The organism is Methylobacterium sp. 1030 (assembly GCF_040544715.1).
Lineage (GTDB): Bacteria > Pseudomonadota > Alphaproteobacteria > Rhizobiales > Beijerinckiaceae > Methylobacterium.
This window is the reverse complement of record NZ_JBEPKM010000007.1, coordinates 66145-81659: the sequence shown is the minus strand read 5'-3', so window position 1 is coordinate 81659 and position 15515 is coordinate 66145. Positions and strand designations below refer to the sequence as shown.

The 15515-nt window shown below is 64.9% G+C and carries 8 protein-coding genes and 1 pseudogene; 5 read left to right on the top strand and 4 right to left on the bottom strand.

Annotation, left to right across the window (positions count from 1 at the left end; translation table 11 throughout):
* Nucleotides 1–167: 167 nt before the first annotated feature.
* Nucleotides 168–1601 carry an SDR family NAD(P)-dependent oxidoreductase gene (locus tag ABIC30_RS11640; protein WP_354455076.1) on the top strand — a complete coding sequence of 478 codons (1434 nt, stop codon included), beginning with the start codon at nucleotides 168–170 and terminating at the stop codon, nucleotides 1599–1601.
* A gap of 61 nt (nucleotides 1602–1662) precedes the next feature.
* Here ABIC30_RS11640 and ABIC30_RS11635 read toward each other — a convergent pair whose 3' ends face one another.
* Nucleotides 1663–2193, bottom strand: a complete 531-nt coding sequence (locus tag ABIC30_RS11635) for a hypothetical protein (protein ID WP_354455074.1) — start codon at nucleotides 2191–2193, stop codon at nucleotides 1663–1665.
* 481 nt (nucleotides 2194–2674) lie between these two features.
* On the opposite strand from ABIC30_RS11635, the gene ABIC30_RS11630 reads away from it, so the two are divergent.
* The 4 genes from ABIC30_RS11630 to ABIC30_RS11615 all read left to right on the top strand — a co-directional run bounded on the left by ABIC30_RS11630 (nucleotide 2675) and on the right by ABIC30_RS11615 (nucleotide 9494).
* Nucleotides 2675–3148: an acyltransferase gene (locus ABIC30_RS11630; RefSeq protein ID WP_273562990.1), complete on the top strand. Its 474-nt coding sequence runs from the start codon at nucleotides 2675–2677 to the stop codon at nucleotides 3146–3148.
* 237 nt (nucleotides 3149–3385) lie between these two features.
* Nucleotides 3386–7357, top strand: coding sequence for a glycosyltransferase (locus ABIC30_RS11625; protein ID WP_354455072.1), 3972 nt, complete (start codon nucleotides 3386–3388; stop codon nucleotides 7355–7357).
* 81 nt (nucleotides 7358–7438) lie between these two features.
* Nucleotides 7439–8233 carry an ABC transporter permease gene (locus ABIC30_RS11620; RefSeq protein ID WP_354455070.1) on the top strand — a complete coding sequence of 265 codons (795 nt, stop codon included), beginning with the start codon at nucleotides 7439–7441 and terminating at the stop codon, nucleotides 8231–8233.
* 607 nt (nucleotides 8234–8840) lie between these two features.
* Complete coding sequence (locus ABIC30_RS11615) at nucleotides 8841–9494, top strand: hypothetical protein (protein ID WP_354455068.1); 654 nt, start codon at nucleotides 8841–8843, stop codon at nucleotides 9492–9494.
* Between the two features lie 302 nt (nucleotides 9495–9796).
* Here ABIC30_RS11615 and ABIC30_RS11610 read toward each other — a convergent pair whose 3' ends face one another.
* From ABIC30_RS11610 to ABIC30_RS31800, 3 genes and pseudogenes are all read right to left on the bottom strand, one after another.
* The gene (locus ABIC30_RS11610; RefSeq protein ID WP_354455066.1) at nucleotides 9797–10609 is read right to left on the bottom strand and encodes a hypothetical protein; all 813 of its coding nucleotides are present in this window, start codon (nucleotides 10607–10609) and stop codon (nucleotides 9797–9799) included.
* Nucleotides 10610–10665: 56 nt separating this feature from the next.
* On the bottom strand, nucleotides 10666–13932 hold the full coding sequence (locus ABIC30_RS11605; protein ID WP_354455064.1) for a glycosyltransferase: 3267 nt from the start codon (nucleotides 13930–13932) through the stop codon (nucleotides 10666–10668).
* 317 nt (nucleotides 13933–14249) lie between these two features.
* Nucleotides 14250–15429 (bottom strand): annotated as a pseudogene (locus ABIC30_RS31800) (IS3 family transposase); the annotation flags it as partial.
* Between the last annotated feature and the right edge of the window lie 86 nt (nucleotides 15430–15515).

Sequence of the window (15515 nt, the reverse complement as noted above, 5' to 3'; positions counted from 1 at the left end):
CCCTGCGGATGCCTGCCCTCCGGCGATCGACCGGCCCCTTTCCGTGCGTGCGAGCGCCGCCCTCTTGCGAGATCGCGTGCCATAAAGCAAGGGGCCGGGCATCCGGCGGCCGGCCAGCCCGGCCGGGGCGGGGGCCGGGCAGGGACCGGCCGAGGAGGAGCTGCGCGATGAACGGATCCGGTTCGGACGAGGCCGCCGCGACGACGCGGACCTGGACCGAGGCCCATCAGGCCGCCTTCGCGCGGGCGACCGGCGACGTGAACCCGATGCACATGGACGCGCGGATGGCCCGGCGGACGCTGGCCGGCGAGCGCGCCGTCCACGGCGTCCACGCCGCCCTCTGGGCCCTCGATGCCTGCGCCGACGCCCAACCCCTCGACCGGCTCGCGACGCTGCAGATGCGGTTCGAGCGGTTCGTGCTGGTCGGGGACCGCACCGTCCTGACGGTCCACGAGGCGGACGCGCGGCAGCTGCGCCTGTCCCTGGCGGTGGACGGCGTCCGCACCCTGACGATCCAGGCGACCTTCGCGGCGGACCGGGCCCCGGCCCGACCGGTCGAGGCGGCGCCGACCGCGATCCCCGCGGAGCCGGTCGCCCGCGATCCGGCGGCGCTGCCGGGCCTCGCCGGGGCCTTCGCGCTGCCGGACCCGGCGGCGATCGCCGCGCTGGCGCCGCGCCTCGCCCGCGCCCTCGGTCCCGGCCGGGTCGCGGCCCTGGGCGGCCTCTCGACCCTCGTCGGCATGTTCGTGCCCGGCCTCCACTCGATCCTCTCGAAGATCGACGTGACCGTCACAGAGGGCGGCACCGGCTCGAGCCTCGGCTACGCGGTGAAGCGGTTCCAGCCGATGCTGCAATCGGTGACGCTGGACGCCGTCGGCCCCGGCCTCGTCGCCCGGGTCGAGGGCTTCGTCCGCCCGCGGCCGGTGGAGCAGGAGAGCCTGCGGGACCTCGCGGCGCTGGTGGAGCCGGACGCCTTCGCGGCGGTGTCGGCGCTGATCGTCGGCGGGTCGCGGGGCCTCGGCGCCGCGACCGCCAAGCTGATCGCCGCCGGCGGCGGGGCGGTCTGCATCACCTACGCGTCCGGCGCCGACGAGGCGGAGGCGATCGCCCGGGAGATCCGCGACGCCGGCGGCCGCTGCCAGGTCCTCCGCTACGACGCCGCCGAGCCGGCCACCCCGCAGCTGGCGGCGCTGGCGATGCGCCCGTCGCAGCTCTACCATTTCGCGACGCCCCGCATCTTCCGCCAGAAGCGCGCCCCCTTCGAGCCGGCCTGCCTGGACGAGATGATACGCGTCTACAACACCGCCTTCTACGAGCTGAGCCAGTTCTGCCTGGAGCGCGGCGACGCCGTGGCGGCCTTCTACCCGTCGACCAGCGCCATCGACGAGGCGCCCCGCGACACCCTGGAATACGTGATGGCCAAGATCGCCGGCGAGACCCTCGCCGCGACCCTGGCGCGCACGCTCCCGAACCTGCGCACCGTGATCGAGCGGCTGCCCCGGGTGAAGACGGACCAGACCGCCACGATCTTCCCCGTGCCGGCCGCCGCGCCGAGCGCGCTGATGCTGCCGATCATCCGGCGGATGTCGGCGGCCGCCTGACCCGGAGGCGTGCCGGGTGCGGGACCGTATCGGACGGCCCTGTCCGAGCCGGGCGCCGGGATCACTCCGCGGCGGCGTCGTGCCGGACCTCTTCGTCCGCGTCCGGATCGGCCTCGGCGTCGACCTCGGCGTCCCCGTCCTCGGTCCCGTCGGGCGCCGCGGCGGCGGTGAAGAAGTCGCCGTTCCGGATCGCCTCGCCGCCGGTCACCAGCATGCTGAGATAGGTGTTGAGGGTGTTGGGCGCGACGTCGGGCAGCCGCTCCGCGATCTCGGCGTGCGACAGGCCCTGCGGGCCGGCCGAGCCGAGCAGCGCCTTCAGCCGCCCCTTGGCCGAGTTGGCCCGGGGACCGCGGGCGCCCCGCCGTCCGCCGGAGGCGGGCGCGGCGCGGTCGGCCGCGGCGGCCCGTGGTCCCTCGGGTGCGTGGAGACCGGAGGCGTCCAGCGGGATCCCCTCGACGATGGAGGTCAGCGCCGCCTCCGCCGCCCGGAGCTTCGTCAGCTCGGCCGCGATCCGGTCGTAGTCGCTCTGCAGCGCGGCCCTGCGCGCCCGAACGTCCACCAGGGCCTTCGTCAGGGTGTTGTCCTCAGCCACCGGACGGCCTCATCCCATGTTTTCGCTGGCTGACGGCATACCTCACAGGTGCCTCCCGGCGTCAACAGCCGCGGAGAGGCGCGCCGACCGCGCCCGGCCACGGGCGCCCGATCCCCGCGCGAGTTGTGAGGACAGCGCCCGATGGCTTAGAGACATTCCTGAAACGCCGATGCCGGCTCGGAGGCATCGGCGCGACCGCCGAATGTCGACGGATCCCGATCTCGGCACGCCGATACCGTAATCGTCATGTCAGAAGGCGAGCTTCCTTCCGCGGGTTCGATGTGCGGCCGTCCGCTCCGGGGCGTCGGCCGCGCCGCACCCAGGGGCGTTCATAGATCCCGCAGAGCGAATTATGTCTTTGAATATCTTCGACAAAGGGGAGAATAATGTCATCGACATTGATTCGCGGGATCAGCACAGCCAAGCGGGAAAAATCTACGTCAACGGCGACAACAACTACATCCGCATAGGCAGGGGCTGCGTGTCCGACAAGGACATGCACATCGTCATCGAGTCGAATTGCCGATTCGATGTCGGCGAGGACGTGCGGCTGTCGATGGCCAACATCTATATCGGCCCCGGCTCGGTGCTGCGCATCGGCGACCGGACCGGCTTCACCGGGCTCGTCCATCTCAACCCCGTCGAGGGAAAGGCGATCGAGATCGGCACGGACTGCTCGATCGCGTCGGGCGTCTGGATGACGACGAGCGACTTCCACTCCATCGTCACCCGGGACACCGGCGCGCGGCTGAACCCGGCCAAGCCCGTCCGGGTCGGCAACCACGTCTGGATCGCCAATCAGGCCACGCTCCTCAAGGGCACGGTCATCGGCGACAACGCGATCGTCGGCGCGCACGCCGTCGTCACCGGGACGGTTCCGCCCCATTGCGTGGCCGCCGGCAACCCCGCGCGGATCGTGCGGGAGAACGTGACGTGGCGGTCCGACCTGATCTGACCGCGCTGGGGGCGCGCGGGACGTCGGGCAGGGCGTGCGGTTGTTTACCCCGCGCGCGCGTTCCGTTAGGGCGATGGGCCGGCGGCGCGGCACCCTGCCCGGCGCGCCGAGACGCCTTCGATCCAGCCCGCGCGAACACATGCTCACCCGAGCTCCAGGCCTCGAACCCAGCGCCGATTCCGACACGCCCTCCGACGGCGATCGGCGGCCGTCGCGCGACAGAACGGGCGCCGCGCGTTGAAGCAGATCCGCGGCCTGTACCATCGCTGGGCGCGCTCCGGCCCGGTCCGCGCGAGCGGCAACCCGCTGATCCGGCTGGCGGCCCGCCGCGGCCTGCCGGCGGCGGACGATCTCGTCACCGCGGACGCGCAGGTCGCCGCCCTGGCCCCGCACTTCGACACGGCGTTCTACGCGAGCTGGTACGGGATCGCGGCCGACCCGGTGCGCGACTACCTCGTCCACGGCTGGCGCGCGGGCCGCGACCCGCGCCCCGACTTCGACTCCGCCGCCTACCTCGCCGCCCATCCCCACCTCGCCCGCGCCGGCATCAACCCGCTCCTGCACGCCCTCGCGCGCCGCCGCGCCGGGCGTAGCGGGGCCGGCGGGGAGGGGGAGGCGGCCGCCCTGCCGAAGCCCGACACGGCCGAGGCCCACCGCCTCGCCCGCCGCCTCGTCGACGGCGCCTTCTACCTCGCCGTCAACCCCGACCTCGCCGCCGCCGGCGTCGACCCGGTCGACCACTACATGGCCTCCGGCTGGCGCGAGGGCCGCGAGCCGGCGCCGCACTTCGACACCCTGGCCTACTGCCTCAGCCGCGGGATCACCTTCGCCACCCGGAACCCGCTGGTCCACTACGTCCTCCACGGCGGACCGGCCCGGCCCGACCCGGACGCGGCGCTCGCGCTGCGGATCGAGACGCTCGCCCCCTACTTCGACGCCGCCCATTACCGGCAGCGCCTGCCCGGACCGCAGGCCGAGGCGCTGGCCGATGCCTCGGACGCGGCGCTGCTGCGCCACTACGTGGCGGAGGGCTGGCGGGCGCGGATCGGCCCGCGGCCGGACTTCGACCCGGCCGGCTACGTGCAGGCGCGGGCCGGCAGCCGGGCGGTCGCGGACGACCCGTTCTTCCGCTACGTCGCCGAGACCCGGCTGACGGGGGCCGAGCCGTTCGCGGGGCCGCACCGGCTGAACCTGCCGGCGGTGGACGCGGCGTGGTACCGGGCGACCTATCCGGACGTGGGCGGGCGCGAGCCGTTCCTGCACTTCGCCGAGGCGGGCTGGCGGGAGCTGCGCGATCCCGGCCCGGGGCGCTCGACGCTGGCGGCGCTGCTGCGGGTCTGCGGGCTGCGGCCGGCGCGGGCGCCGGTGGAGGACACGGGCTGGCTCGGGGCGATCGGGCAGGAGACCCTCGACCGGGACGCGTTCCTGGACCTGCAGGCGCGGCTGGTGGCGGGGCATTTCGACCACGGCTTCTACCGGGCGCGCTACGGCTTGTCGGAGGCGGAGGACGCGGTGCGCGACTACTGCGACACCGGCTGGAAGAAGGGCCGCAACCCCAGGCCCGATTTCAACGGCTGGGCCTACCGTGCCCACCACCCCTCCGCGGAGGCGACAGGCCTCGCGCCCTTCGTCCACCACCTCGCCCGGGCCCTGCTGCGCGGTGACGACCTCGCGGGCGAGGCCTTCGATCCGCGCTACGGCGCGCCGCCGGCCGAGGAGGACGCGGCGCTGTTCGAGCAGGCCCGCCTGATCGAGCCGCTCTTCGACGCGCCCTGGTACGTCAAGCGCTACCCCGACACGCGCGGCTTCGAGAACGGCCCGGCGATCCACTTCCTGTCCCACGGCCAGGAAGAGGACCGCGACCCGAGCAAGAACTTCTCGACCCGCTTCTACCGCCGGGCCTACGGGCACCTGCTGGGTCCCGGGGAGTCGCCGTTCCTGCACTACGTGCGCACCGGCCGGGCCGCCGGGCTGATGGCCTGCCCCGAGGATCTCGGCACCTACCCGCCCATGGAGGCCCCGGCCGCCGACGCGTGGGACCGCCTGCCCCGGGCCCTGCCCATCGCGCAGGCCCGCGTCGTCGTCATCGTCCCCGTCTACAAGGGCCGCGGCGAGACCCTGCGCGCCCTCCACGCCTGCCTGTCGGCGCCCCAGGCCACCCCCTTCACCCTGCTCGCCGTCAACGACCGCTCCCCCGACCCGCAGCTCACCGCGGAGCTCGCCGCCCTCGCCGGCCGCGGCCTGTTCCACCTCGTCGAGAACGAGCACAACCTCGGCTTCGTCCGCTCGGTCAACCGCGCCCTCGGCCTGCGCCAGGGCCGCGCCGTCGTCCTGCTCAACTCCGACGCTGAAGTCTTCGGCGACTGGCTCGACCGCCTCGTCGCCCACGCCGAACCGCAGGCAGACCCTCAGGCTGGGTCCGGCGGGGAGGCAGGCGCAGGAGTAGAGGCCGGGGCAGGGATGGGCGCGGGGCTGCCCGTGGGCAGCGTCACGCCCCTGTCCAACAACGCCACGATCTGCTCCTACCCGCGCTTCAACGCCAACAACACCATGCCGCTCGAGATCGCCCGGCCCGACCTCGACCGCGTGGCCGCGCAGGTCAATCGCGGCCGCGCCGTGCCCGTGCCCACCGGCGTCGGCTTCTGCATGTACATGACCGCCGCCGCCCTCGACGCCGTCGGCGACCTCGACGCCGAGGCCTTCGGCAAGGGCTACGGCGAGGAGAACGACTGGTGCCTGCGCGCCACCAAGGCCGGCTTCGTCAACCTGCTCGCCGAGGACGTGTTCGTCCACCACGCCGGCCAGATCTCGTTCGGGCTCGACGCGGGCGGCGAGTACGACCAGGGCCAGGCGGCGCTGCTCGCCAAGCATCCCGACTACCCGGCCCGGGTCGGCCAGTTCGTCCAGGCCGATCCCGGCCGGCGCGGGCGGGCGCGGCTCGACCGGGCGCGGCTCGCCCGGCACTTCTCGGGGCGGGCGCTGCTCTACGTGACGCACAGCTGGGGCGGGGGCATCCAGCGGCACATCGACGACATGGTCGCGCAGGCCCGGGCCGAGGGCCTGAGCGTGGTGCTGCTGCAGATCGACCGGACCCGCAACTTGGAGGTCCACGTCTCGTATCGCGGCCCCGAGTTCCTGTACCTGCCCAACCTCGACAGCCTGTACCTGCCGCGCGACGCGGCCGAGCTCGCGGAGTTCGTCGGGCAGCTGGCGCCGGTCCTGATCCACGTGCACTCGCTGGCGGGCTTGCGCTGGGGCGCGGCGCGGGCGCTGATGGCGGTGGTGGCGGGGTCGGGGCGTCCCTACGCGTGGACGCTGCACGACTACTCGCCGGTGTGCCACCGCAACCACCTGGTGCAGCCGGACGGGCGCTACTGCGGCCTGGCGCCGGTCACCGAGTGCCGGTCGTGCCTGGCGGTGGACGCGGACGGGTTCGAGGAGCCGGACCCGGGCGAGCGGCGGGCGGCGTTCGGGGCGTTCCTGGCCGGCGCCGCGCGGGTGTTCGCGCCGTCCTCCGACACGGCGGGCCGGATCCGGACGGTGTACCCGGACCTCGCGGTCACGGTGCGGCCGCATGTCGAGCCGGAGCGGTCGGTGCGCTCGACCGCCCTCCAGCGGCCCGGCCGAATCCGCCGCGTAGCCGTGCTCGGCGGCATCAGCCTCCCCGAAGGCGGACTGCTGCTGCAGGCGCTCGCCACCGACGCGCGGGACCGCGACCTGCCGCTGCACTTCGCGATCGTGGGCCACTCGGACCCGGCCCTGACGGGCGGCCTCGCGCGCGCCGGCGTCACCGAGACGGGTCGCTACTCCACGGACGATCCGACCCTCGACCGGGTCGCCCGGGCGGCCCTCCAGATCGCCGAGACCGGCCATCACGGGGAGGACGACGAGACCCTCGATCTCGTCACGCAGGTCTCGGCGGACCTGATCCTGCTGCCGTCGATCTGGCCCGAGACCTACGCGTACGCGCTGACCGTGGCGCTGCGCACCGGCCTGCCGGTGGCGGCCTTCGACCTCGGCGCGCCGGCCGAGCGGCTGCGCGGCCTGCCGAACGGCCATCTCCTGCCCCGCGCGCTCATGACCGATCCGGCCGCCTGCAACGACCGACTCGCGGCGATCGACATCGCGGAATCCGGGCTTGGGGCGCAACCGATCCCGGACGCCGCCTCCGCCGACCTCATGCGGGCCTACTACGGCCTGGCGGTCTGACGCGCCCGGGGGCGGGCCGGGTCAACGCACTTTGGCCCATTTTCTCGTCGAGACAGGCGCCGCAACGCAGAGGTCATGTCGATGCCCGCCCTCCCGAAGGCCGAGTCGCAGAAGGGCCCGGTCGAGTCCTACCTGCACGTGCTGCACGCGCTGATGCTGCGCGACATGCGCACGCGCTTCGGCGCATCGCTATGGGGCTATGGCGTGGTCGTGCTCTGGCCCTGCGTGCACGTTTTCATGCTGATCGCGATCTACACGTTCCAGAAGCTCGCGGCGCCGCTGGGCGACAATCGAGCCCTCTTTTTCGCGACAGGCGCGGTCCCGGTCCTGGTCTTCCAGTACATCTCTCGCGAAGTCATGAAGGCGGTGATCATGAACCGCCCGCTAACTTACTATCCACAGGTCAAGCTGTTCGATGTGATTTTGGCGCGCATTCTGGTCGAGATCGTGACTGGATTTTTAGCGCTGCTTGTCGTGAGCTCGATCCTCATCGTCATCGGATCGGATCCGATACCTGCTCAACCGTTTACAGCGATGTGCGGCTACATTGCCGCCATCATCCTGGGCATCGGAATTGGAACCATCAACGTTGCCATCATCGGGTTTTTCCCGGGCTGGCTCATCGGATATGCACTCTTTAGCATCATTCTGTACGTTTCCAGCGGCGTGATGTTTCTTCCGAGCTACATGCCGGACAAGATATATTATTGGATGAAATTCAATCCGGCCCTGCAGTTGGCGGAATGGGTGAGATCGGCGTATTATCCATATGCCGGCATCCAGGTCGACTATCTGTACGTCGTCATGTTCGGGCTGACCTCTGCAGCGATCGGCCTCTTTATCGTGAAGCACGTTGTCAGCAAACTGAATGCATAGGCGACCGGCCGACCGGCCTCGCTACACAAGGTCTGCGCAGAGACTCTGCATCGCACGATACGGCCCGTGCTCTCAGATCCGAATGAGGGCGACCGGCTGACGATGGGAGCATGATCTTCGGACCGCATGGCCGGAAGGATTCGTTCGAGAACCGCGAATGGGTGGACCATGCCCAACGGCGCCGCGCACGAGCGCGGCACGACCATCGTTGGTCGAACCCCGACCCTGAAATCCGAAGGATGTTGAACGAGCGAAGTCCAGCGACCGTCCGGTCTCGTCGACCGAGACGCGCTGGTCCGGCGTGATGACGCACCACGCGGCTCCCTTGACGGCACTGCAAGACACGGACGGCCGAGCAACCGCGACGCGGCACCATCTTGATCTAGGTCGAAGGTCGGTCTATTCGCTTGCGTCAAGTCGTTGTTCGGCCGCAAGCGCAGCTTTCGGTAGAGGGAGGAAGCCAGATCTGACGGCCCGGGAAGCACTACCGATGTCGGGCCAATTTGCCTAAATATGCAGCGTTACACCGCAAATTGCTACACTATAGCACCGAACGCAGCGTCGTCCTATCATTGCTAAAATACGCCCGAAGACGATGAGAATTCGAATGCGCAATCTTTTCCGGAGCGCCCTCAGAGAAGCCAAGCTCGGGCTACCTGGCTTCGATCCCGCGTACTACCTGACGTCCTATCCCGATGTCGAAGCTTCGGGGCAAGATCCGCTTCAGCACTATCTCGATCATGGCTGGAAGGAAAATCGCGATCCGAGCGCCGGCTTCAGCACCTCCGGCTATCTCAATGCCAATCCCGACGTATTGGCGGCTGGACAAAACCCGCTTCTGCACTTCCTGAACAATGGCCTGTCTGAGGGTCGAACGGGTTACGCGAGAAATCCGCAACCGCCGCCCTCACCTCAAGACGGGCCAGTTATACAATCCTCGGTTTCCGATCCGCGCGATCCTAACAAGAATGGCATCTGCCAGGGATACATCGATGGCGTGACCAACGAGTTCGTGCGCGGCTGGGCCTTCGATCCAGACCAAGGAGATCTACCGCTCAAAATCGAGATCTATGTCGATGGCGAGTCTTCTGCCGTCGTTGAAGCGAACATCTTCAGGCACGACCTGAAAGAAAACAAAATCGGCACGGGATGCCATGGTTTCATGCACATCTTCTCGCCACCTCTGGAAAAAACCTCAGATCATCTTATCATCGTTCGGCGCTTGCCTGATCACGTAGAGCTTTCTCGCGCATCCATGTAATGTTAACATTAATGATATCGATCAAATAACAGATTAGTACAAGGCAGAAATCTGAGCAAATTCCGATGCTCTGAAAATCGGCGCGGGCCTACGTACTTCCCATAGCGCTTCGTTTGGCCGAGCGGCTCCTTGCCTCCAGTCGAGCGCCGAATTGTCGTCAGCCCAATCAAGCAGTAAGATTGCGCCCCGAGTGCGACGTCTCGGTCGGCGGAGCCAAGGCCTCGATGTCGCCGGAGTCAGAGGGACGCCCCCGCTGCTCAACGCGATGGACGAGACTGTGCACATCGTCGCGATCAGGAAACTCATACGGCAAGCGGTTTGAGCAATCGAACTTGTGCGCGCCGTTCATCGACTTCGATATGGCCGTTATAGTGCAACCCATAGAACTTGCGATTCTCTTTATAGAAAAACAAATGGGAAATCATTTCCAGCAGAAGCGTGAGCGGCTTCTCTTCACGGAAGCCCCCCGTTTTATTGACAACATCATCATAGGAACGAACGAGTTCGAAATTCTGACCGACGAATGAGTTGATAAAAGGGAGATAAAACGACACGTACTGAATCAAATCCTCTCTGGAACGAAATCCTATATAGTTGCAGAAAAAATCAGAGAATAAATCGCACTCGTTCATAAAATCAACATCGTACAAATTATTGATGAATTCTATGCCGTCCTGTCTCATCCCGAGAACACCTGTTCTCATGTAATCTTTGTAACTAATGAAATTATCAGTCCGATTATAACTAGGAAGATAGCCGAAGCCATATTGATTCAGAAAATCGAACATGTCGTCGAAATGATTCGACAGATCGCCCCTCAGACACGCGTTCTTCTCGTAGAAGCGCGTCGATATCATAAAGAAAGGATACGTTGCAAAAGGCCTGTAAAACTCTGAAAGCAAGAAGGTCCATTCGGCCAAATGTCGCTTCCCGAGGTCGGACATCTCGGGAAAATGCCGTGCCTCCGAGAAGGTTTGACCGGGAAAATCGGAGGGCGCCCCTTCCTTGTCAACGAAGTAAAAGGTTGCCCTGTCACCGAGATTGAGGAGCCGCGCGTCGATCGGAACGTTGCGAGATAAGTGATTGAACCGATAGGCCGAAATAACGTATATCACAGCACCCTCACGGCTCGCATCTATGGAAATTCCTGGGCAGTCTCGCGCCCCGAAGATCAGATGTCTGTTATAATTTCAGAGACAATCTGCTCGACATTTCGGAGTAAATCAGCATCCGATGCGACCAGACGCAATGTCGGCGCTTGTGTGGGTACAACCCACGCCAATTCGGAACTAGCAACAACGGGCACTTCTCTGGCGATCAGCGCTCGGATCAATGCAAATACGGCGGGGCTGTAAGCTTGGTCAGAGTTCGCAACTCGAATTACGACGCAGGACAATATTTGTTTCTCGAAAATGTCCGAGACTGGATCCATGAGGTCAGCGACGGAGGTCAACGGCGGTTCGCGAAAGCTCGAAGGCACGAGCCCGCGAGACGCTGCAGTTTCGAAAAGCTGCGCCTTTAAAGACTGGCCCGATGCGCTGTCGATTTCGACGAACAGCAGGTGGCGGCTCTTCGTCCGGTCATCAGGCCTCCGTTCCGGGAAATCGAACTGGAAGGCGGTTTCGTACATACCCCGCAAGACATCTTGCCATGTATGCCAGATCTGATTGTCCTGAACAGGTCGCCTGAACCGCGCCTGTGACGTCTTGAGGATCGGGGCATTTTTTTCAATAAAAATGGACTCGATAAAATCCTCGAGAACATTAAATCTCGACGCGTCGCGACCGATGTGCGCGTACAGATCTTGCAGATGCTCAGCTAAGCGCGCATCCGTCTCAAGGAATGCAGAAATCGTGCGGTTGACAGTTGCCACCGTCTGCGACCACTCAAGGTACTGGTACTCGCTCTGACTCTCAATCGCATCGGCGCAGACGTGGGTATCGGCGCCAAGCGCGTGAACCATAACCTCATTCATCCGCTTATTGATCGAGAACACTCGACTCATCTCGGCGGCCGCCCTGCGATTCCGTAGCCCGACGGTGCGCCGGAGCTCTGGCTGATCCAGAAGTGTTTTCAACTCGTTGGCGAACCCGTCCGGGTTATCGTATCCACGAAGACCCAGACTGGCCGGGATGCCTCTCAGCGCGAAGGTGGTCGCCACCACGGGTTTTCCGTAGCTCAGGCTCTCGGTCACCTTGATATTAATTCCAGCGCCGTCCACGACAGGCAGGATAACAATCTTGGCCGCCGCGTAGAGCGGAGAAAGGTCGGCAACGCTGCCGGCCCAAAAGACATTATCGAGATGCGCGAAGCTGTCACGCTTATGCTCGATAGATCCTGCAATAACGATATTGACCCTTCTTTCTCTGACAATCTCGGGCAAAACAGCCTCACAGAACCATGTCAGCCCTGCGATGTTCGGCAACGTGTGCGCGCCGACAAACAATACGTCTACGCCGTCTTCCTCGAAGAGTTTTTTCAATTGCTGCAAGTTGTTAGACGCCCATGCGGAATCAAAATCGACGTAATGAGATTTCGATGAGCAGGAACTCAGCAGCTCGGCAATATCTTTGGGCCCTGCAAGTGATCTCCAACCGACCGAGGGCAACTCTACGGCCGGCGGGATAGTCCGAACGAACAGCGAGGGTAAAGCTTCTCGTACCTTGAGGCTCTCGATTTCGCTTAGCGAGACCACCGCGGAGAGATTCTCAAGCATCGACATCTCGATGTCGAGCTCTTGCAGATCCAGGGCGTCTCCCCTTGCGAGAGCGTACTGGACGGCCTGCAGATCGTGGATTTCACAGATGGAAGCGAGTGACCCGCACCCGAGCTTCTCCACGTAGCCTTTCCGAAAAATGTAATTGAAGAAAACGGCGTCCGGCTTGAATACATCCAGAACGGCCCGTAGATCGGTCGGAACCGTGAAATGCTGCGTACGATTGAGCTCGCCTTCAAGCGTCGTCCAAGCGTAATTCGTATCTTGACTTAGATAAGAAATGCACTTGAAGAAAATCTCGAGATGATTGTCTTCGAGTGCCCTCGAAAATTGATTGAAAGACTCGTGCACTTCGTGCGTCGAGCGCAACACTCGGTTGACCAAGCCAACACAGATCACGCGGTATCCGGCGTCTTGCAGGTATTTAAGCTGACGCCTTACGACAAATCCACTTCCGGACCGCTCCCAAAATGGAATAGCCTCGCATAGATAGAGGACGGTTTTGACGGCACGAGATGCGACGACGCTCGCGTTGCCCTTGGTCAGAGTATTCATCAAACCGTCTGCCGACGTCGCCTGCAGCCAATATTGGCTGTTCAGCTGCTGTTCCTCCTTGATCTGATCGAAGTTGCGAATAAGATTCTCTGCGGTTGCAACGAAACCTCTCTGCCGATCATAGACCTCGACCGAGTCGCGGGGCAACAACGACGCCATCTGCGTACCGGCAGGGGCAACCACGAGCTTACCGGCCGCCTTTGCTTGATAGAAGACGCCGCTGCTGCGCGCCTTGTACCGAGATACGTCATAGGGCAGGAGGATTATGTCCGATTCGGCAAGAACTCGATAGTACTCTTCTTCAGACAGACCGTCCCGAGAAACCAAACATAGCTCTGAGGGGAAGGTCTCAAGCTGATTCCTCGCCGCGCAAATACCGATCTCACCACCTGGGAGATTGAAATTGCCTTGTATCGTGAAGCGCGCGCGCGACAGGTCGGCGTTTGCGAAACAGGATCGGACGAGGCCGGGAAGGAGATTGAAACCCTTCTCCGCGCGAGCGTCGCCGAGGTACGCCAGCCGGATGAGAGCGTCGGATCGGACCCGGTTCCCAGCTTGCAAGAGGTCGTGCCGGAAAGGCACCGGCATGGTCGTAAATTCAATTCCGATGGCAGAGGAATATTGAGAGGAAAGCTGATCTGTATCGGTGTAAAATCGCACAGGCGGGTGCGGTGGACTTATCTGCGACAGGGTGCGGACGGCTGAGATGAAGGCTTTGAGTCGCGATTTGTCGCCCCTGATCTCGTCGAGATCTCTCCGTAGCAGAATATGCATCTGCGGCAGCGCGCCCGCTTTGGTCGTGACAGCCAATCTCAATAAATCTTCGATTTCATTAAATTCTATCGAATGAACAAACAGATGGTCTTCGCAGTTAGCCTCAAGTTTCGACAATCCATAATTCAGATCGGAGTAGAACGGCCACACTTGTGGCGTCGCGCCGAAACGAAAGACGTGATCGAGGTCGTATCTATAAGGCTCGCCGCGAGTGATGGTGAATATCGGCAGAAAATTTATCCGGTCCTGCGTCGGCCCACGATATCTAGAATTGCATAAAATATGAACATCCAGCCCGAGCCGGCACGCGGCCTGCGCGACAGCTAAATCGTACTCAGAATGATGCCCCTCAACACTTTGCAGCCATTGATCAACGATAATGAGTCGTGCCATCTGAACGCCTTGTGGCCGCCGTGCGGGTGCTTGAAATTTGGTTTCTTGATGCTGCAAACAGGGCAACGTCGTCCCGTCACCGCGTGAAACGAGAACGTGAGCAGGGCTGCGCGCGACGCCGAGGGCGCGGCGTTCTGATCGGCGGAGTGCTAAACAGAGATCGGTCCCAGATCAAGAGCTCACACCGGGCCGGTCGTGAAAGGCTTTTTCAACGAGGGGGTTAGGACAGAACGACGGTCTTCTCTCGATGTAGGCTCTCACCAACTTGAGCTCGAGCGTGTACTCTGCTTGGCCGGATGGGCGAGGACGCGGATTTCGGCACGGTGCCTGAGGAATTTCTCGGGACGAGAACATAGGCAGGTCGGCGAGCGGGGGACTGGTTTGTAGCCCGCAACCGCATTCGGCAGAAGCCTCGTGTCGGTCTCGGCGTCGTTCACGTATAGCGAGACGGGCGCAGTCGCGCTTGAGCGCCGTCCTGAACGCTTCCTCGATGCCGTCGCGCGCGCTGCTGCCATCGCCGGGACGCAAGCAGGGTTCCGTCGAGCGCCGCGACAGTCTGAGCAGTGTCTTCGGCGAGCCACGCCGGTGCGTCGTCGGATAGCCACTCGACCAATGTGGGGGGCTTTCGTCACGCCGAACCGGCGCTCGCTGCAGGCGATCATCGCGGCCCAGGCCGTCTCGGCCGATATGATCTCGCGGTCGCGGGCGTCGAGAGCAAACAGCACCCGCACGATCGCGCCGTCCCGACAGCGCAGTTCGAGAGGGTCCGATTGGCCCGCTCCGCGTTCACCCATAGCGGCACGACCATGCCCCCGCCGGTGCAGCCGAGACGTGGCGGGGGTCACGCGGCGCAAGGGTGACCCCGTTCGACCTCCGGAGGCGCCGCGCCTGCTTGGCGTTGACGCTTGCTTTATCGCGCGACCACAGCACTCGGCTCACCAGCGCGGTGACGCGGCGAGGGGCGCCGATCGTGCGGGCATCGACGATCGCACAGATTGTCGGCTGCAGTCGCGCAGCCTCCGGCCTGCGATCTGGGCCGGGCGGCCTAGCGGGTCGGCTCAGGCGCACGACGAGTCGGGAGCAGGCCACGCTGAGCTTGTCGTCGACCGCCCTCGCGCGCCCCTTCGAGAGGTGAGCCGCGAGATCGGCCTCTCAGGCGCCCGAGAGCTCGGGAAATAGAGGTCGGTACCTCGCGGAGGATTCGACGCCGCCGGTCCGGCGTCCGAAGTCGCGCACGCGCCGTACCGAATCTCAGGTCCCCAACGATCTCCTCGTCGGTCTGCACAGCCTCATGGCCGCCCTCCAGCAGACGCCGCTTCCATGAGAGCAGCAGACTGGGCCAGATGCCGTAGCGGTGAGCCACGACCGACACGGACGAACCCCGCTGGTTGCTTGCCTCACTGAGGCGACCCTTCTCAGTTGTGTCCCCCAACATCGGCGTTGAACGCCAAACAGAATCTCACCGTGCCCCCAAGGGGCGGTTGGATCGGATGACATGACCTTACCCGTAGGCCAACGCCGACGCCTTCCTGAGGTATGCCAGATGTCTGGCCGAGAGCGGAGCGGTTCAGGTGGGACACCTT